Source organism: Acetivibrio saccincola (genome assembly GCF_002844395.1).
GTDB lineage: Bacteria > Bacillota > Clostridia > Acetivibrionales > Acetivibrionaceae > Herbivorax > Herbivorax saccincola.
Map to the genome: position 1 here is coordinate 1846687 of NZ_CP025197.1, position 20344 is coordinate 1867030.

The following is a 20344-nucleotide window of genomic DNA, read 5'->3' on the forward strand; positions in this document are numbered from 1 at the left end:
TTTTCATTATTTCTTTTCCTTTTTAAATTGGTTTTTTAAAACTTTATTTTATAACAAGGGAATGTCCCTCCTGTGAAGGATTAACTTCTACAATAATATTTTCACTGTCCACAAATATATCCCATCCTTTATGTAGTTTTGATGCCGGAAAAATATTTAAAGTAAATTTTTGCCTTATATATGGTCTATTATATTCATGACACTTTTCATATAAATTAGCTAATAATATTTCAACATCAAGACTTTCATCAGTAATGAATTTTAATTCATAGTCCTCTGTATCCATCATATAAAAGCGTATACCGGATTCAATGCGGCTGGCAACATAGTAATCATATGAAAATCTCTCTCGTTCTATCATATGGTTTAAACGCACTATAATTGAAATAATAAAAATTCCTAAAAAAACAGTTGTAAAACTAATAAATATTTTTTTTACATATAACTTTCTTTTTTCAAAATTAAAATTATTAACTTTAAACAAAAATTTTATAAATTGAAATAAAAATATTAAAAATACAGGAGATAAAATAATCCCAATAACAGACAAATCAAAATAATCAGGTGGAATTCCTACTCGTTGAAAGTCTATAATCCCCATTTGATAGTTTAAATAAATTAAAACTGATACAAGGAAAATGCCTGAAAAAATTGATACAATGCTAACTAATATATTTTTCACAGAAATATTTCTTTTTTCCGTTCTTACACCAGTTCCAATAATTCCAAACGCAAATCCTATAGTTTGAATTAAAAATAATCCAAATACAGGAGATACAATTATCCAAAATTTTGATAAGTAATGATAATCAAATGATAAACTGTGTGAATGTTTATGCATTAAAACAACCAGAATTCCTAAAAAAACAGTCACAACACTTATTAATATCCCTTTTTTAGACAACTCTCTTTTTTTTGAACTTAAGCCCATAACCCCAAATATAATTCCCAAAATTTGAAACAAAAACATAGGCGACAGAATAACGCCTATGTTTGATAAAACAAAAGATATTATTGCATATTTATTTTTTTTTTTGATTACCTGTAATGCCTATAGAATAATTATCATATTTTTCTATTCTAAATTCCTCCACAGCATTTATCTCCTTTTTTTAGTTTGATAACATAATAATACCTTCTGTCTGTATTATAGTCTATATAATGTTTAGAATTATCTTCAGGTTCTTTTCCATGTTCTAAAATATCCCCTTTATAGCCGGCTTTTGATGACCAATTTCCATCTTTATCTTCCCTATAAAAATGATAATCCACCGTTCCGTATTTATCCCTTTTATCCCTAAAAACAGACATTATCCTGAATGCTCCAAGAGGAATAGGGTCATCTTTTTTATCCATTTCCCTGATAATCCATCCCACAGCCATTCCATCTGCAATAACAGAATTTACAAATTCATCTATATAGCCGTCAATATAACCATGTAAGTAATATATTTCTCTATCTTTTTCCGAGTAATCTTTAAGATATCCTTTACTTTTAAGATATCTATCTGCTATCTCTGCCGGGTCAGCACCACCTTCTTCAAATTCAGTACCGTCATGAAAGGTGTATAAACCAAGTGCATATGTATAGCAGTTTTGTTTTATAGAAGAAGCATCAGCTATTTTTTTGTTTTTCCCACTTACATCATAAACTACCCTTTTTTCTAAAGCAAATTCATTAGGACTTCCTCTAAAATGTACGGGAACTTCAACTTTCTGTTTTTAAATATTTTGAGCCGTTGACCCATCTTATTCATTCTTTATTACACGCACTACACAGAAAAGACTGGTTCTAAAAAGCGGATCAAACATAGGCTGTGCAGCTATAATAGCCACCCCTTCTTTTTGTGCTGTAATTACGCCGTCTTTTACTTTCACCACATTTTCATCACTTGTTGACCAGTAAATTGAATCTTTATATACCTCAACAGGAATAATTTCCAACGGCACCGCTGGCACTATAAGAAACACCTTCAAGGATAAAAGGCTTTGAACTTTCTTTTACAGCTTCTTCAAGGTTAATATAACCGTCACTATTGACATCACCATATTTTACTTCTTCATTAGTTCCATATACTTTTGAAACTGTGAAATTAAAAAGAAGTGTAAAAAGCAGGCATAATAAAGTAATAACACTTAGCCTTTTTTTTAAAATTAATCATTTATACAACCCCCTAAACTTTATTTTTTTATTAACACCTTAAAACTCCAGAACTTGAATTCAAAATAATACAAAGAATGTAAATAAAATACTATAATTAAATTAATAATGAGTACATAAATAATAGTTTAATTAGTAATGAACACATAAATAATAATTAGAATAAATAATAATTGCAAAAATAATAATCACATAAGCAATGAATACATAAATAAAGAACACATAAGTAAAAAATTAAAATGTTAGCAATATAAACATTAATTAAATAAAAATATGTATTTTTATTTAATTATTCTACCATTTACATCAACATTTATCAAGTGATCTTCTGAAAGATTATTTAGTTTAAAAAACATATCTAATTACAATAACATACCTATTATATTATTATTAAAAACTCAAATAATAATTGTGAATCCTAAAAAAATGGAGGAAATCAGTATGAATAAATGTCAAAAAATACAGTGCTCAGTTTCAAGCTGTATGTTTAACGAATTTAGTGAAAACTTGTGTAACCTGGATGCTATACAGGTAAGTGCCGGTGCAAATTCAGACAGTGGCGCCCCTTATGATGAAACACTTTGTGCAAGCTACAAACCTAAGAAAAATAAGAAGTAATTATTAAAACCTGTAGAAAAGACTTGCAATAATTTATAACACAACTTCAATAAAATCATGACAAAATAAATATAAGGTTCTTGTAACGCTTATTACAAGAACCTTCACTCTAATAACTTAGAAATTTCATTCTTATTAAGCTTTCTCCACTTACCCTCTGGTAAATCCCCTAAACTAAGATGTCCAAAACCAACTCTTTTAAGTTCTAAAACAGGATGTCCTATGTTTTTACACATTTTCCTGACTTGTCTGTTTTTGCCCTCATATATGGTTATTTCAACAGTAGAAGTATTTTTAAAACTTTTGATTATTTTAAGTTTTGCGGGTGCTGTAACGTAATCTTCTATTTCTATGCCTTTTTCAAACTTCTCTATTTTTTCCTTAGAAGGAATCCCCTTTATCACTGCCCTGTAAACTTTCTTTATTTTAAACTTAGGATGGGTGAGTCTGTATGTAAGACTTCCATCGTTGGTTAAAATTAATAGACCTGATGTATCGTAATCAAGCCTCCCGACAGGAAAAATCCTCTCAGGTACATCCACCAAATCAATAACCGTTGGTCTTTGAAACTGGTCCTTTACAGTGGTCACATATCCAACCGGTTTATTTAATAAAATATAAACCTTATCCTCTTTTCTCTTTAGTCTTTTGCCGTCAAAACATACTATGTCATTATAATCTACTTTTGTCCCTAATTCAGTGACCACAGTGCCATTTACCGAAATCCTGCCTTGCAAAATAAGCTCTTCTGCTTTTCTTCTTGAAGCAACCCCACAATCAGCTAAATATTTCTGCAGCCGTATTTTTTTATATTTCACTTTTCACATCCCACTTCCAAATCATCATCCTACCCTACATTATACTACTGCAGACAATAAATACACAAGCATTAAACTTCTTCATCATCAAGTTCTTTAATGGTTCTTCTCACCTTAATTTTTTTCTTTATTGACTGGTTTGCCTTTTCTATAATATCAGGTACCATATCAAGTATTTTTTCCAAAGAAGAATTTATTGTAACAGGTAAAAGCCTTATCTGACCTTGACCTACAACCATAAAAGCAACAGGATTTATACTAACCCCGGCACCGCTGCCGCCTGCAAAGGGGTATTTAGAAGAAGTTCCTCCACTTGTTTCCCCTTCATCATCAGAACTTTCCCCGGTATTTGCACTACAGCAGGAATTGTATTCCCCGCCCCCTGCTGCAAACCCGAAGGATACCTTTGAGACCGGAATTATTACAGTCCCGTCAGGAGCCTGAACAGCATCTCCTACAATAGTGTTGACATCCACCATATCCTTTATGCTTTCCATGGCTGTTGTCATCAAGCCTTCAATAGGATGTTGCTCCACAATAATCACCGCCTTTTGTTATTATCCTAATACTTTTTTAAACATTTTAGCCACTAACACATTTTTCAGCCTTAAATAAAGCACGCTTGTTTTTTGTAAAATGTGTTAAAATCATAAATCCTATAACAATAATATAGACAATTCTAATATTAAATATACAGTATAATTCTAAATTTATATTTTTTTCTGTATAATTTGGTTTTATAACCACTTGCTTTTTTTCTACTTTCATAAACCGGTGTAAAAAAGAGATAATTATGCCGCAAAAAGTCCATAAAAGCCCAGTTAATATAGAGGTGTGACAAGCATTTCCTGTCCCGAAATTCATTTTGAAACTTAAATTTTTAAGTGTTATTTTACATTTTAAAAAATTTTGTATTCTTTTTATAAGTGAGCAGTGCTTTAAATAAAAAACCCTTCCCCTCTCAATCCTATGCATAATACTTGTATACTTTATGTATTTTTCACGCTTTTTTTCATCTTTTTCTTTTTTCAGTCTATAAAAAATACCCTTCTTTTCAGTATCAATCTTTGGAATTTCATATTTGTACTTTATTAAGCCTTTATACATAAAAAAAGACAATATAAAGATTTCATCTTTGGATTTTCTTTTGTACTCAATTACAATATTTATTTTGGATAATAATATAATTATTAATAACATAATTACTGCTAAGGCAGTTAAAATAATAATAAAAAAAAACCGGGTCATTATATCACCTCAATTAGGTATTTTTCCCCAAAAATAAAAAAATACACTTATTTAGTGTATTTTTTTAGTAAAATTTTCTTTATTCTTGTGTATTTACCTTCTGTCTTTACTTATTGACTTACTTTTCATTTTCATCTTTATTTTCTCTATCATCTTTATTTCCTTGTTCATCGGTATTTACTTGTTCATTTACACTTGTATTTGGATTTGCATTTACTTGTACATCTTCGTAAGTTTGTTCAGCATCCTTTTGTTTTATTTCATTAAATTCAAATATTGGAAGATCTGAATCTGATTTAAACCCAAAACACCTGAAAAACTCTTCAGTAGTTTCATAAAGAAGGGGTCTTCCTGGGGCATCAAGCCTTCCACATTCCCTTATTAGATTTTTTTCTAAAAGTTTTTCAATTGAGCTGTCTGAATTAACCCCTCTGATTTTTTCTATTCTTGCCTTTGTAATAGGTCTGTTAAAGGCTATAATTGCAAGGGTTTCAAGGGCCGCCTGAGATAAACCGCTTTTTTGGCGGGGTTCAAACAGTATTTTTATATATTGGTACAACTCAGGCTTTGAACACATTTGATAACCTTTGTTTATTTCTCTTATGGTTATCCCTCGGGAAGGGTCGCTGTCATAGTTAACAATCATATTATTTAAAACAAGCCTGGCTGTTTTTTTATCTGTACCAATAACCTCACAGATTTTTTCAATAGAAACCCTGTCCCCTGCTGCAAAAAGAAGCCCTTCTATAATCTGCTGGTATTTTTTTAAATTCATAATGTCAGATCCCCTCCGGCTTTAGTTTTCCGCCGCTATCTTTTCATCATTAATATCTTCAAGGTCAGTACCCTCACGTCTGTAGACAAAAATTTCAGAAAAATTTTTATTTTGTTTAATGATTAATTTTTTTAATTTTGCAAGTTCTAATATAGCCAAAAACCCGGTTACAATTTCAAGTTTTGATTTTGTTTTAGCTGAAAATACATCAGAAAATTTAAAAAAAGTTCTGTTTAGGAGCGTCCTTACAACTTCACGTATTTTACTTTTTAAAGATACCTTTTCACGCTGCAGTATCTGTGTCATGTTTTTTGTGTTTTTATTCCTTTTCTTCTCATTCCGCTCCATCAGCTCAATATAAACCCTGGTAAGCTCATCATATGAAAGCTCTATAGGCTGGTCTTCCTCTTTTATATCTATTTCTTCTGGTGGTTTATAATATATTTTCCTGTATTCTTCTTCACGAGCCCTTAAAATTTCAGAAAACTTTTTATATTTCCTATACTCTGCAAGCCTTAATATAAGCTCTTCCCTTGGGTCTACCTGTTCTTCCCCCTCTTCTTTTTTAGGATTAGGAAGAAGTAGTTTTGATTTTATGTGAAGCAATGTTGCTGCCATTACCAAAAATTCACTGGCAATTTCCAAATCCATTTCCTGCATTTTAAAAAGGTAGTCCATATATTGATCGGTTATTTCATCTATGGGAATATCATATATGTCAATTTTATTTTTTTCTATAAGATGAAATAACAAATCCAATGGTCCCTCAAAATTTTGAATTTTTATTGTACAGGCATTTGATAAAACACTCTCCACAAAATACACCACCAATTAATATGAGAATTAACATAAATAAAAGCTAATCTTAAAAATTAACCTAAAAAACCTTAAATGAATCGTAAAATAAGTCATAAATAAATTTTGTTTTAAATAAGTTATGTTTTAAATAAAATCTATTTTCATTGCCCTTCTAACTTCTTCCATTGTTTTTTGGGAAACTTCTTTGGCTTTTTTGTTTCCCATACAAATTACTTCTTTTATCATATCAGGTTTCTTTAAAATATCCTGCCTTCTTTCATAAATAGGACCTAAATACTCAATCATTTTATCAGCCAGCTTCTTTTTACACTGAACACATCCTATTTTACCGCCTCTGCACTGTTCTTCTATTTCAGGAACTTCACTTTCATTAAAAATTTTGTGGAATGAAAAAACCGTACAAACTTCCGGATGTCCCGGGTCATCTTTTCTTATTCTTGCAGGGTCTGTAACCATTGTTTTAACCTTACGCCTGATTTCATCAGGGCTGTCTGACAAAGCTATTGTGTTGTTATAGCTTTTGCTCATTTTTCTTCCGTCAGTTCCCGGAAGTACCTTAGCTTTTGTTAAAATAGCTTCAGGCTCCGGAAAAACCTCACCATACATGTGGTTAAAGCGTCTTGCTATTTCCCGTGTAAGTTCTAAGTGGGGCAGCTGGTCCTCCCCTACCGGTACATAGTCCGCCTTATATATTAATATATCTGCAGCCTGAAGGCATGGATATCCCAAAAAGCCATAGGTGGTTATATTCTTGTCCTTCATTTGATTCAGCTGATCTTTGTAAGTTGGACAGCGGTACAGCCATGACAAAGGTGTTGTCATGGAAAAAAGCAGATGCAGCTCTGCATGCTCAAGCACCGATGACTGAAGGAATATAACACATTTTTCCGGGTCAAGGCCTGCGCTTATCCAGTCCACAACAAGGTCATTTATATTTTTTTTGACTTGTGTTGTATCTTCATATCCTGTTGTAAGGGCATGCCAGTCTGCTACAAAAAAATAACAATTATATTCATCCTGGAGTTTTACCCAATTTTCCAATGCTCCAAAATAATTGCCAAGATGCAGTGCCCCTGTTGGTCTCATGCCACTTAAGATTGTACCTTTTTTCACAAATAATTCACTCTCCTAAGTAAAATTTATCTATTTTTTAAAATATTTTCTAATATATAAATTTTATAATATTATAAAATATAATTAATTTGTAATTCATTTAGTTTTACTTTTATAAGCTATTTATACACTTTTATAAGCCTTTTATGTGCAAATTTTACATTTATAAATTTTATTTTATAGTGTTATACAAAATAAATTATAACTTTTTTTTTATTCAAAGTCCAATTAAATATATGTAGACATTTTTATTATATATGTTATAATTTTCCTTCAAGCAATCAGGTTTTTAAGCGGTTCCAAAATAAAAAATATAAAATTTGAAACATGTTCATAGGCCAGAGTAAGTATTGTGTTCAGTACACCCGTCATAATTAAAATAATAAAAACTATAAAAGTTGCATACTGGTTTTGTATAAATTTAAAATAATAATGCTGTGGCAAAAAGAATGCTAATATTTTTGAACCGTCTAATGGCGGAAAAGGCAAAAGATTAAAAACAGTCAGGACTATATTTAAATTTAGGCCTATTAAACCAAAATTTGTGATTATAACCAAAGGGTCTGTAGAATTAAAATCAGGAGAAACATCAAACTTCAATACAAAAAATAAGAATGTAAAAGCAAAAATAATTGCTAATATAAAATTAGATAATGGTCCTGCCAGGCTAACCAACGCAGTTCCAGTTTTACGGTTTTTAAAATTTGATGGGTTAAAAGGTACAGGTTTTGCCCAGCCAAACCCTGCCATAAACAACAAAATAGTTCCAACCGGGTCCAAATGCTTCATTGGGTTTATGGTAATCCTGCCTAAATCTTTCCCTGTACTGTCGCCCAGATAGTATGCTGCAAGAGCGTGAGCAGATTCATGTATGGAAATAGAAAATGAAAAAACAATAAAATAATATAAAGCCGCAGCTATCCCTAAATTAAGAATATACATAATTTCACTCTCCCTTTAAAACTATTTTACAATAACTTTTAAATTTCCGAAAGCAATTTTTTAACAAATTCCACCTCATCTTCTAATGTTTCTAAATTTCCATTTAGTTTTTCTTTCAATATTTCATCTAATATCCTTTTATATCTTGAACCAGGCTCGATACCCATTTCTTTTAATTTATTGCCTGTAATGTTAAGCTTTATGTTTTTTTGTTTGTTAATATATTCCAGTGATTTATTGTAAAAATCCTCATTGTTAAATATCAATGTTAAAACATACAGACATTCAAGGGAAAGATTTTTAAAAATATTATAAGCCTGATAATTGTCTATATTTCTTATATCTACTGTCTTTAAAGTGTCTTTAGCTTTTATAAATCTTTTTATTTCACATCTTGTTTCCTTTTTAAGCCTCATTCTTTCCATTAAAGCCGTTATTTTATCATATTTCATATTAGAATAAAGCACTAAAAGACATAAGAGGATTTTATCAATATTTTTATAAGTATTCAAGTTATTTTTAAATTCATTAATTCTTTCAAAACACTTTTCAAAAAGATTTATAAGTTCATTGTTGTAATTGATTTCCGGATATATTTTTTCTAAAATCCCCAGTTCATGCATCCTTGCTACAATTTCCCATGGCTTTTTTTCTTTTAAAATGGCAAAGACCTCATGATTAATACGCTCAACACTCACTCTGGATAAAAAATTTGAAAAAACTGCATTTTTTAAAAATTCTTCTGTCCTTTTTTCAATTTTAAAACCATATCTTTTTTCAAATCTCACTGCCCTGATTATCCTGGTAGGGTCTTCAATAAAACTTAAATTGTGAAGAATTCTTATTTGTTTATTTTTAATGTCTTTTTTACCGCCGTAAAAATCAACCAGCTCACCAAAATATCCGCTGTTTAGCCTGATTGCCATGCTGTTTACTGTAAAATCCCTCCTGAAAAGGTCATCTTTTATAGTACCCCTTTCAACTGTAGGAAGTGCCCCGGGGTATTCATAGTATTCTTTTCTGGCGGTTACAACATCTATATAAAAATCATCATCTAATTTGACGGTTGCTGTCTGAAATTTTTCGTGTTTTGTAACTTTTCCTTTATGGCACTTAGAAAACTTCTTCGCAAAGGTATGCGCATCCCCCACTACAACCAAATCTATATCAAATGTGCTTTTTCCCAAAATTAAATCCCTTACAAATCCTCCTACAACATAAATGCTATATCCCAGCCCGTCAGCTATTTCCCCGGCACTGTAGAGTAAATTTTTTACTTTTAAGGGCATTGAGTCAATTTTATTTTTTAAATTATCGCCCTTTAAATCTAATTTATTATAAAGCATGGATATAACGTCAGAACGGGTAATTATTCCTGTAATTTCACCGTCTTTAATTACTAAAACCCTTCCTATATTACAGGCGGCAAAAATAGAGAGGATATCCTCTGTACTTGCATTTTCACTAACGGTAATGACATCTTTGGTCATATATTCTTTAACATGGAATTTTCCAAAGCCATGCATAAAAGCTTTTTCAACATCTCTTCTTGAAATGATTCCTGCAAGCTTTCCTCCTTCTAAAACAGGAAGGGCAGAATGACCATATCTTTGCAAGATTTCATTTGCTTCATCTATAGTTGTAGTATCAGTAATGGTCTTTACAGGAAAGCTCATAAATTCTTTTATTTCCAAAAACATCACTCCAAAAAAACAATTATCCTACATTATATCAGATAATATCCAAATCAGTCCATTAAAATTAAGATTTTTTTGAAAGAAGTTTTAAATAGAGTTTACTTTTAAAACAGCTTTTAAAAGTTATACTTTTATCCTCTCCCCTTTAGTTGTATAATAATAAGTTGTATAATAGTAAATTGTATAATAGTACATTGCTAGTAATTTTAAAGGGGATAGAAAATGAAGAAACAATCTATAGCAAAGGGTTTTATGCTTTTGACAGCAGCAAGCATGTTTGTAAAAGTGCTGTCTGTCTTATATATTCCTTTTTTAAGAGGTATTTTAGGTGATGAAGGCTATGGGGTATATGGAGCAGCCTATCAGGCTTACACATTTATATATGTAATAGCAAACTCAGGTATTCCTGTGGCAATATCAAAATCCATATCAGAACTTACCTATATGGGCAACTATAAAGATGCACTGAGGACTTTTAAGATAGCACGTTCTTATCTTATTGTCATAGGGGCAGTGCTGGCAACAGGTATGTTTGTGCTTGCAGGACCTATATCAAAGGTTTTGCATTTTGAAAAATCTTACCTTGCAATTTTAGCCCTCTCCCCTACAATTTTTATAACCGCTGTTGCATCAGCCTACAGGGGCTACTTTCAGGGAAGGGGCAATATGACATACACTGCTATTTCACAAGTGTTAGAGCAAATTACAAATGTAGCATTTACACTTATATTTGCTCTGCTTTTAATGAAATACGGAGTTGAAGCAGCTTGTGCAGGAGGAACTGTAGGGACTTCATTAGGGGCTTTAACTGCAATGATTTTTATGACTGCCATGTTCTATAAAAACAGAAATTCCATAATACCAAAAGACAAAGTGAGAAAGGATGTAAAAAGATACACTTATAAAGAATTGGCAAAAAGAATCATACACTACAGCGTACCTATAACAATATCTGTAGGCGCCACATATGCAGGAAACCTTGTGGACATGGCCAACACAAAAATAAGACTTATGGCCGGGGGGTATGCTGAAGAGGCGGCAACTATACTATATGGTTTTTTGACTAAATACCAGCAGTTAATGAATGTGCCTGTATCCATTGTGGCAGCCCTTGCCGCTGCTGTCTTGCCTTCTCTCTCAGGCTCTATGGCAGTAAATGATAAAGAAGAGTTTGAGAAAAAACTCCGGTATGCCCTAAGGCTTTGTATATTCGTAGTTGTTCCTTCAGCAGTTGGTTTTTCCATATTAAGTGGTCCAATTTATTCCTTTTTAAAGTTTGGCGGTGGCTATGAACTTATGAAATACGGTGCTGTTGTACTGGTATTTATGTCATTAGTGCAGATACAGACAACTATTTTACAAAGCGCCGGGCTTCTCTACACCGCTACAAGAAATGTTATTATAGGAATTATAGCAAAGATAGTTACAAATTACTTTTTAATTTCAATCCCCCGCATCAATATATACGGGGCTATAATAGGAAGTATAGTGGGCTTTTGTGTCCCCCTTATGTTAAATACAATTACAATTCAAAAACACTTGAAGGTTAAAATATATTTATTTAAAAACACTATAAAGCCCCTTTTTTCATCAATAACAATGGGGTTAATGGTTTTTGTTTTGTACAAACTTTCATATTTGTTTTTTAATCTTTTTATAGGAGAGTTCTTTTCAAATGTAATTGCCGTAATTATATCAGTAACTGCCGGTGTTGCAGTATACGGGCTTTCAATGATACTCTTTAAGGGGATTTCTAAAGATGATTTAATTGAAATGCCTGACAAGTTTAAAAATCTTATTCCGGCAAAAATATATGCAAGAATAACAAACTAAAAATAAAAGCAACGGAAAGAAGTGAGACGGGAAAATGAAACATTCAAAATTTTCAAGGATATTTTTAAAAATAAAAAATCATATAAGTACAATTTTGATAATTATATTTCTTTTATTGGCATCATTGGTAGATTATATAATTTTGTACGGGCAGAAAACCTCTGCTCTTATAATGCTGATTATTTCAGCTTGTATATTTTTTGCAGCCCAATCAAATTTTAAAATGGGAAAGAAGGCTGTTTTTGCTGTACTGGCAGTAAATTTGCCAATATTGATACTGTCAATAAAAACAAGAATATATATTTTCAATATATTGATGCTTTCATATACTCTGTGGTATATAATAACACCTTATGTTATTAAATTTAAAAGATTTTACAGCGTATTTCTTCCGGCATTATTGATATTATCTTATTTGATTCCTTTTTCCAATATGATGTTCACGCTGTTTCCCATCACCATGTACCCTTTTTACTTACTGGGATATAAATTTAAAAATGTGAAAGTAACCAAGGTAAGGTATGGCTATTTTATTTTAATCTTAAATATTTTTGCATCTTCTCTTGTAATGTTTTTATTCCTTCTAAAAACCAAACCGTATTTTGCTACAGGTGACTTAAGACTTGTAAATTTAAATTCACCTTATGAAACATCAGCTTATCATCCTTTTTGGGGAATACTTTTACTTTGGATTACAACAAGTATTTGCCTCTTTATAAAGTATTTTTTCAGAGAAAAAATAAATATAGATGAAGAAGTAAATCCCACATCAAATAAATTTGAAGAGATTTTTAAAAAATTATCCAGACAAGCATTTAACTTTTTAAGTTTTATATTATTTGCATGTGTTTTAATTTTTATAACTGAATACACCATAAGGGGGGATTTAAAAGATACCGTTACCACAGTTTTCAAGCCCTCTATAGTATTTAATTTAATCTTTATTTTAACAATTTACTTATGTCTTACAGCATTAATGGGAAGGGTATTGTCCTCAATAACCCTCTTTTTAATAACGGCTGTTTTGGTTGTGGCAAATTACGTAAAATTTAAATATTTTGATGAGCCCTTTTATCCTTGGGATACATATATTCTCAAAGAAGGTATTATTATATCAAAGGAATATGTGAATCTTCCTCTAATTCTTATCGGCATTTTAATATTTATAATTGCATTTATTATTCTTTTAATTTTTAACAAAAGAGTTCGCAGCTTTTTTAAACCAAAATTCATAAAAAAATTATGCCCTTTAGCTGCTTCCCTTCTTATAATAAACGGATTTATAATAAATACACCGGGACAGGTTTCAAAATTCTGGATAGTTAAATCGTGGTATATAGGGAAAGTGGAAATGCTTGCAAACGGGTTATTTGTGCAAAATTATATGTATTTAAAAAATTATGACAAGTATGTTTTAAGTGAACCTTCTGGATATTCCATGGAAAAAATTAAAGAAATAAATGACAGGCTCTCTAAAGAGTTTCCTAAAAGTACTAAATCAGATATAAAGCCTGATATAGTACTAATTATGTGTGAAAGCTTTTGGGATCCTACGGTATTAAAGGGCGTACATTTTAGTGAGGATATTATGAAAAATTTTAATAAATATAAAAAGGGGGAAATAGTCTCCCCTGCCATAGGCGGAGGAACTTCAAACGTTGAATTTGAAGCTTTAACCGGGCTTAGCACTTATTTTTTAGGTCCCGGGGTGCTGGCATACAATGTATACTTTAGAAGGGATACCCCTGGCATTGTCTCAGTTTTAAATGATAACGGATACAATACAATTGCAATTCATCCCTACAAGGCTGAAATGTATAACCGGGACAAGGTGTATAAATTTTTGGGCTTTGATGAATTTATTTCATTAGATAGTTTCAATGCTGATACTGATTTAAAGGGACCATATGTATCAGATGACAGGCTTATAGACAAAGTACTTGAAATTTTATCAAAAAAAGATGATGAACCAAAATTCATTTGGGTTCTTACAATGCAAAATCATGACCCTTATGTGGATAAATATGATAAATTAGAGGTGTCAGTAACATCGGACAAACTTAATGATGAAGAAAAAATCATTTTAAGCACATATGCAGAAGGGGTAAGGGATGGTGCAAATTCTTTAGATAAACTTATTAGCAAATTAGAAAACTCGTCAACTCCAACCCTTGTGTACTTTTTTGGCGACCACCTGCCAAGGATGGGCAGCTTAGAAAAAATGTACGAAATTTATGACCGCTTAAATCCTGAGGAAGACCCGTACAAAAGAGAATTCAGATACTATGTAACGCCATATGCATCCTGGTCCAACTTTAAAGAAACCACATCCTTCCACCTGCCAGTTTCTCCGGCTCATATAGCACTTGAAATATTAAAGGATTCGGGAGTTGAATACCCAAGCTATTTTAATATATTAGACGGGCTAAAAAAGGATCATGCCTTTTTGCACCAGATTTTAAGTAAGGATATAGATAGGGAAAACCAATATATAAAAGACTATGAAATGATTGAGTATGATTTAATTTTGGGAAATCAGTACTTAAAGGATTTTGAGTAATATTAGGAGTGTTTTTTTTTGGAAGAATTGTAGCTTGATGGGATAAAGCTTTTATATTCCCATCATTACTTTATTCCAATCAACTTCTACTCCAAGGGCTTCTGCTACTGCCCGTTACGGTACATAAGAACGGCCGTTGTATATAAGGGTATCCATTTCACTTCCGTCCATACCCTTAAAAGCATTATTAATAATTGCATCAACAACCTTCTCATTTATAGGAAATTTTAAAATTGTCATTTTTTCATTGAGTTATTTTATCAATTTCCGTTATTTCTTTTTAAAATTTGCCATGCAGAAAAACCTATTCCAGGCAGGGAACCCCAATCAAATATAAAAGCTACCCACCACAACCTGCGATACGGATTAGACGGGAAAATCAAAAAAGCCGCACAAATAAGGCATCCTGATAAAAACGGAATCCAGGAAGGAGCAGGCTTACGTTTAATATACCCCTGCCAAAAAACCATCCAATTTAAAATAAAAATCCAAAACCCGGGTACCTAAAATCAAAGAAATCAAATATTGCATATTTTTCACAACACAAATCCTCTCTTTGATAAACTACTCATTTATAATCTTATTTCTGTACACCAAATCTTCCCTAGCGGTAAAACCTCTTTTTTCCCAAAAGGAATTCCCAATTTGGTTATCTGAAAAAACAACCAGTGCCACTTTGTTAATCCCTTCTTTTTTCAGTGCATTCAAAGCCGCTTCAACTAAAGCACTTCCAACTCCGTTATTGCGTTCTTCCGGGGATACCGCAGCATGATAAATAAATCCCCGCCTTCCGTCATTCCCGCATAAAATTGTACCGATAATCTTATTATCTTTTTCGGCTACAAAACATGTTTTTGGATTTCGTTTTAAATATCTTTCAATCCCCTCTCTTGAGTCGTCCAAATCATTAAGTCCTATTCCCGGAGTATTCATCCACAAATTATATACACTGTCATAGTCATCAATTGTCATTTTTCTTATAATCATTTACCTTTCTCCTCCTGCTTTTCTGCCTCATTTACTAACATAATTTAAATTACTTACCAGTAAGTTTATGGGGTGTCTTGCTCACATAAAGGAAATTTAACCCATTCCCAATAATTCATAATTTCAATTTCGTAATTATCATTTTCTACATTATATCTGTGTGAGTGTGGTGCAGGTATCTTAACAGCTCCTTCTATAAAACCTAAATCATTTAATTTCTTTTGGTTCTTACTTACATCTCCATAGATGTAAATAAGATTATGATTATCGTAAACAGCTAATTGCTTGGTTTTTATTGAACCAATCCAAATATGATGTCGCCCATCTTTTTCAAAATAGTCTTTAAATTTATCTAAAAAATCATTGACCTCAGCATTATTTAATGGATATGGACACTGATATCTTCCAAGTTCATTTTCGCACCTAGATACTATTAATACATATAAAATATAATATGGAGGCTCAAAATCCTTTACTATATCTTTGATCAACATAATCTGATTGTTTTTAGGAGCAACAACAATTCTTTCAAAATTTGGATATTGCTCAAGAGTCCAATTATTCTGATAGTAATATTCTGTTTCTATCATCTCATTATCAAAGACACCAAATTTATAATACTTACTCATATATATTCTTCCCCCTAAGCCCATTCTGTTTATTTCACCTTAAAATTTACTATTTATGTCTTTTTTAATTATATACTAAAAAAGATAACTCGCACATATTTTTTACTCCAAAAAATTCTTTGTATCTTATTCCCTGTTTTTTAAAGCCTCATTCATTGGTATTCTCCTAACTTTACCAAGATGCAATGCATTAATCCCAAAGTAAGCTATAACCCCGACTAAAACAATTTTCACATAAACCGACACCGGCAGGTAAAAATCCATATACCCCTCAATTAATGAGGATATATATACCAGAATCATTTTAAATAAATTTGCCTCCAGAGGCAGACAAACCAACAATGATATCAAAACCACAATTGCGGAAGTATCCAAATATAGTTTCCTTATTTCTTTTTTTTCGTACCCGAATACCTTCATAAAGGAAATATAAAGGGAATTCTTATCAATTACAATTTTAGTCAATAGGTACATCAATACTAAATAGGCAAATACAGAAAACACATTTATAATAGCAATAACATTTCCAAAGGAAATCATCACCTGTTTTGCCACCCCAAGGAAATCACTTCTGTTCATGAATTTGGCAATATAAGCATCGTCAATATCAAGTTTTTTCTGTGACACATAACTGTTAAAGGTACCTGTATCCTTTTCAAGAAGCCTGCACAAATTATTTATGCTCATATAAACTCCAAGATTATTGGTATACGGGCAAATTTCATCCACCACCAAAGAATATTTTTTCTCATAAACGGTATCCTCAAAAATAATCTCATCACCTACATTAACCTTTAGCTTTTTTGCAAAGGAATCGGATACTATAATGTGGTTTTCTTCTCTAGGTATCTTAAAGTCATTAAAAATATCACTGTCTTCTTGTACACCGTAAAAAGTTACTTTCACATTATCCTTAGTCAGGTAGTACTCCGTCTCTAAGGAATAAATTAATACCTTTTCTCCCCCTTTCGCTTCTACAGGAACTTTTAATATATACTGATACTCATACGGAATGGTGTCGTCAATGGTATCCACATAATAATCCATGAGGGGCTTTAAGCCTATTCCAAACATCAATAAAAAGCTGGATAAAAAGATGCCAAAAAACAGTACCAGATAGCTTCCTTTATTTTGAAGAATCACACGAATCCTAAAGCGGTTTATAAATTTGAAGTTCGGAAGCTTTGCTGCCTTTTTTTGCTTTCTCTTCTTAAGATCCTTTCTAAGAAAACGATGAGGTGACAGGGACATTTTATTTACAAGGAGCAAAAGATTTATCACAATCATAATAACTATAGGAATTATTGTGGTTTTTATAAATGCTACCTGATTAAATTTGACGGTCAAAGGCGGCAGGCAGTATGATTTATAGTAAATCCGCTTAAACGGTTCAATCATCACCGTATACCCCAAAGCATTTCCCGCTACCAATGCAAGAAATGTAACAATGATAGGCAGAGCTATGTAGTGAAGAACCAGTTCGGCTTTTTTATATCCCATCGAACGAAGGGTGCCGATGATTGAAGCTTCTTCCTCAATGGTATGTGCAGAAAGTACTGCAAATACAAAGGCAATAATTACCACCAGAATATAGATTAATACTTCCATTATAGGTCCGTCTTTTCCCATATCATTAGGAAGGAAACTGATACTTTGATTATCTTTTGCAATTAAGAAATCCTGGACATTCACACCGTTACCCACAAGAATCTTACGGATTCTGTTGGCGGCTTCCACCTTCTCTTTATCAGAGAGATTCCGATCATTGTGGCGGTAACTGTAGCGGTATGTAACGGTACTTTCCTCAAACCCTGCAAAGCCTTCATTTGATACCACACACACACCAAACCCGGTGGTATTCATAACCAGGTCCTGGTTACTCAAAAACAGGGAACTATAATCAGGCAAAGAAATTGTCCCTGAAACGGTAAATATAATTTTGTTCAGTTCAAGAGAATCCCCCACCTTAATATTATGGTTTTCGGCAAATAACCGGTCCACTGCAATCTCATTTTTATCGGCCGGAAGTGAACCTTCAAAAAGAGCCGGGATATTCATTTCACTTCTTTCATTAAAAATATATACCTTTGTCCCTCCGTTGAATTCCTCCGCCGTGCTGTAAAAATTATCGCAAAGGACAATGTCTTCTTCCTCCAGCTTGCTTTTTATTTTATCTTCTAACGGAAACGCTGCTTCAAAATATCCGTCTTCTACCTTATTTTCAATCAGGTATTCATCCAATGAATACTTAGCACTCTCCATCACACACAAAAATCCGGATTCTAAAATGATGGTAGTGACCAAAAGCAAAAACGTACATATATATCTTCCCACATTTTTTTTGAGTTCGCGTAAATAACGTTTGCTTAACGGATTTCTCATGCCGGTCACCTCCTACCACTCTAACAGGCCGGCAGGTATGGGATTTTCATTTACATAGTCTGAGACAATGACACCATCCCGCATTCTTAGTACATGGTTGGCTATATTTTTAATTGCATCATTATGGGTCACAATGATAATTGTATTGCTGTATTTTTTATTTATTTCCTCTATAAGGCTTAAAATTTCTTTTGATGTCTGGTAGTCAAGAGCTCCCGTTGGTTCATCACACAAAAGAACGGACGGGTTCTTAACCAGGGCTCTTCCAATGGCACAACGCTGCTGCTGTCCGCCGGACAATTGAGAAGGCAGTTTATCCTTATGTTCATATAGACCAAGGGTTTTCAATAATTCATCTATTTCCAAAGGATTCTTGCTAAGGTATGCACATACCTCAATATTTTCCTTCAGGGTAAGGTTGGGAACCAGATTATAAAACTGGAATACAAACCCTAAATGGTTTCTCCTGTATTGGGTAAGTTCCTTTTCATTCATGTATTTTGTGCAGCTTTCCCCTATATCTACACATCCGGAATCTGCCGTTTCAATTCCTCCAATGATGTTTAGAAGCGTGGATTTTCCTGAACCTGACGGTCCAAGCAATACACATATTTCTCCGTCCTTAATCTCGCAGTTTACCCCCCTTAACACTTCAACTTTAGAATCTCCTTCGCCGTAAAATTTGTGAACATCATTTACTTTAATTCTCATTCACTATCCCCCTTTGTCATGTTAAAAAGCATAAAAAAAAACGGATACGTCGCTGTATCCGTTAACTTCCTATATTTACGAAACCCGGGTACAGCCACGCTATACTCGAGTCTCGTCATTTAATGCAAAACCAGGTTCGTGATTTTCACAAACCAGTATGTTGGCTTGCAACGCTTTCGCGCTGACTACTCCCTCAAAGGTAAATATATTTTATCATATAAAGTAAGTCGAGTCAATCCTTTTAATTCCATAATTTGCATTGTCCGAATAATATAAAACCCCGTCCTCCCAAAAGTAGATTTTGCAAACCTGTTTATTGCTTTTGGAAACGGAACTTTACTTGAAATTATTGGAAATTTCTATTTCAATATCTCTATAATTCCAACCTTACTCTCTTCTTCAGACCCATCCATTGGATTCATTGGAGAATGAATATTGTACATATAACCAAAACTGCCGTATCTACCTTTAATACCGTTTTTAACTTTATCCTCATCGATGGCAAAATGCTTTACTTTCCCGCAGAGTATAATCCATTTACTTCCTTCAAAAAGTGATTTTTCCCATTCAAGGCTGCATTCTAAATTTAAAAAGCACTCTTTAATTCTCGGTGCACTTACTACTTTTGCAGCCTCTAGTGTAAAACCGGATTTTTTTATTTCGTCATCAGAGTAATCATTATTCTTTATAGTTGAGTAACACTTTTCAAGGTTTGTTACATCTGGAAAGTTCACACAAAAGTCTTTGCGCTCTTTTATGTTTTTGTAAGTATGCTGATGACTTAACATTGATAAAATGCAATAGTAATTTTCACCTTCACCTGTAAACGTTGACCAAGCATGAAAGCAAGCATTAGGTTTATCGTTATCTTTATATGTTGTTACTAAAAATAACGGCTGAGGAATAGCACTTACATATTCCATCCAAGAAAATATATCATACTGACCCTCCCATTTCTGTGTAAGAGCCTTTGGTTTTTCAATACCTAATTCCAGTTTCATAAGTTATCCCTCTTTTAACAAAACGGTTATACTTTTAATCGCAGTCAGTG

Annotated in this window: 20 protein-coding genes and 1 pseudogene; 3 read left to right on the forward strand and 18 right to left on the reverse strand. The window is 32.4% G+C overall.

Going from position 1 to position 20344, the window contains the following annotated elements; all coding sequences use genetic code 11:
• Positions 1–43: 43 nt before the first annotated feature.
• The 3 genes from HVS_RS08195 to HVS_RS08205 all read right to left on the reverse strand — a co-directional run bounded on the left by HVS_RS08195 (position 44) and on the right by HVS_RS08205 (position 1950).
• On the reverse strand, positions 44–970 hold the full coding sequence (locus HVS_RS08195) for a hypothetical protein (protein ID WP_101301084.1): 927 nt from the start codon (positions 968–970) through the stop codon (positions 44–46).
• 110 nt (positions 971–1080) lie between these two features.
• Positions 1081–1356: a hypothetical protein gene (locus tag HVS_RS08200; protein WP_159063423.1), complete on the reverse strand. Its 276-nt coding sequence runs from the start codon at positions 1354–1356 to the stop codon at positions 1081–1083.
• Positions 1357–1749: 393 nt separating this feature from the next.
• Positions 1750–1950 (reverse strand): hypothetical protein, encoded by a 201-nt coding sequence (locus HVS_RS08205; protein WP_159063424.1) that lies wholly within the window; start codon positions 1948–1950, stop codon positions 1750–1752.
• A 652-nt stretch (positions 1951–2602) separates the two neighbouring features.
• Between HVS_RS08205 and HVS_RS08210 the strand changes: the two genes are divergently transcribed.
• Positions 2603–2779 (forward strand): DUF1540 domain-containing protein, encoded by a 177-nt coding sequence (locus tag HVS_RS08210; protein WP_157943007.1) that lies wholly within the window; start codon positions 2603–2605, stop codon positions 2777–2779.
• Positions 2780–2883: 104 nt separating this feature from the next.
• Here HVS_RS08210 and HVS_RS08215 read toward each other — a convergent pair whose 3' ends face one another.
• The 9 genes and pseudogenes from HVS_RS08215 to HVS_RS08250 all read right to left on the reverse strand — a co-directional run bounded on the left by HVS_RS08215 (position 2884) and on the right by HVS_RS08250 (position 10188).
• Positions 2884–3597 carry a pseudouridine synthase gene (locus HVS_RS08215; RefSeq protein ID WP_242971532.1) on the reverse strand — a complete coding sequence of 238 codons (714 nt, stop codon included), beginning with the start codon at positions 3595–3597 and terminating at the stop codon, positions 2884–2886.
• Between the two features lie 71 nt (positions 3598–3668).
• Positions 3669–4133, reverse strand: a complete 465-nt coding sequence (ytfJ, locus tag HVS_RS08220; RefSeq protein WP_101301095.1) for a GerW family sporulation protein — start codon at positions 4131–4133, stop codon at positions 3669–3671.
• A 46-nt stretch (positions 4134–4179) separates the two neighbouring features.
• Entirely contained in the window at positions 4180–4365 is a 186-nt protein-coding gene (locus tag HVS_RS17175; RefSeq protein ID WP_242971533.1) for a hypothetical protein, read from the reverse strand.
• Positions 4366–4374: 9 nt separating this feature from the next.
• A pseudogene (locus HVS_RS17760) lies at positions 4375–4845 on the reverse strand (DUF2953 domain-containing protein); the annotation flags it as partial.
• 118 nt (positions 4846–4963) lie between these two features.
• Positions 4964–5620, reverse strand: coding sequence for an SMC-Scp complex subunit ScpB (scpB, locus tag HVS_RS08230; protein WP_101301103.1), 657 nt, complete (start codon positions 5618–5620; stop codon positions 4964–4966).
• Positions 5621–5641: 21 nt separating this feature from the next.
• Positions 5642–6436 (reverse strand): segregation and condensation protein A, encoded by a 795-nt coding sequence (locus HVS_RS08235; protein ID WP_101301105.1) that lies wholly within the window; start codon positions 6434–6436, stop codon positions 5642–5644.
• A 126-nt stretch (positions 6437–6562) separates the two neighbouring features.
• The gene (gene trpS, locus HVS_RS08240) at positions 6563–7525 is read right to left on the reverse strand and encodes a tryptophan--tRNA ligase (RefSeq protein WP_479715007.1); all 963 of its coding nucleotides are present in this window, start codon (positions 7523–7525) and stop codon (positions 6563–6565) included.
• A gap of 300 nt (positions 7526–7825) precedes the next feature.
• Positions 7826–8494: a site-2 protease family protein gene (locus HVS_RS08245; RefSeq protein ID WP_192876531.1), complete on the reverse strand. Its 669-nt coding sequence runs from the start codon at positions 8492–8494 to the stop codon at positions 7826–7828.
• A gap of 38 nt (positions 8495–8532) precedes the next feature.
• Positions 8533–10188, reverse strand: coding sequence for a CBS domain-containing protein (locus tag HVS_RS08250; protein ID WP_159063426.1), 1656 nt, complete (start codon positions 10186–10188; stop codon positions 8533–8535).
• 225 nt (positions 10189–10413) lie between these two features.
• On the opposite strand from HVS_RS08250, the gene HVS_RS08255 reads away from it, so the two are divergent.
• Together HVS_RS08255 and HVS_RS08260 are read left to right on the forward strand one after the other, a co-directional pair.
• Complete coding sequence (locus HVS_RS08255) at positions 10414–12024, forward strand: putative polysaccharide biosynthesis protein (protein WP_101301112.1); 1611 nt, start codon at positions 10414–10416, stop codon at positions 12022–12024.
• Between the two features lie 172 nt (positions 12025–12196).
• Positions 12197–14584, forward strand: coding sequence for an LTA synthase family protein (locus HVS_RS08260; protein ID WP_207654768.1), 2388 nt, complete (start codon positions 12197–12199; stop codon positions 14582–14584).
• A 114-nt stretch (positions 14585–14698) separates the two neighbouring features.
• On the opposite strand, the gene HVS_RS17550 is transcribed toward HVS_RS08260, so the two are convergent.
• The 6 genes from HVS_RS17550 to HVS_RS08285 all read right to left on the reverse strand — a co-directional run bounded on the left by HVS_RS17550 (position 14699) and on the right by HVS_RS08285 (position 20294).
• Positions 14699–14824 (reverse strand): hypothetical protein, encoded by a 126-nt coding sequence (locus HVS_RS17550; protein WP_268876589.1) that lies wholly within the window; start codon positions 14822–14824, stop codon positions 14699–14701.
• Between the two features lie 324 nt (positions 14825–15148).
• Positions 15149–15571: a GNAT family N-acetyltransferase gene (locus tag HVS_RS08265; RefSeq protein ID WP_101301117.1), complete on the reverse strand. Its 423-nt coding sequence runs from the start codon at positions 15569–15571 to the stop codon at positions 15149–15151.
• Between the two features lie 65 nt (positions 15572–15636).
• Positions 15637–16200, reverse strand: a complete 564-nt coding sequence (locus tag HVS_RS08270) for a hypothetical protein (protein WP_101301119.1) — start codon at positions 16198–16200, stop codon at positions 15637–15639.
• Positions 16201–16326: 126 nt separating this feature from the next.
• Positions 16327–18582 (reverse strand): FtsX-like permease family protein, encoded by a 2256-nt coding sequence (locus HVS_RS08275; protein WP_101301121.1) that lies wholly within the window; start codon positions 18580–18582, stop codon positions 16327–16329.
• A 12-nt stretch (positions 18583–18594) separates the two neighbouring features.
• A complete protein-coding gene (locus tag HVS_RS08280) occupies positions 18595–19293 on the reverse strand; it encodes an ABC transporter ATP-binding protein (RefSeq protein ID WP_101301124.1) in 699 nt (232 codons plus the stop codon).
• A 359-nt stretch (positions 19294–19652) separates the two neighbouring features.
• The gene (locus HVS_RS08285) at positions 19653–20294 is read right to left on the reverse strand and encodes a flavin reductase family protein (RefSeq protein WP_101301126.1); all 642 of its coding nucleotides are present in this window, start codon (positions 20292–20294) and stop codon (positions 19653–19655) included.
• Positions 20295–20344 lie beyond the last annotated feature (50 nt).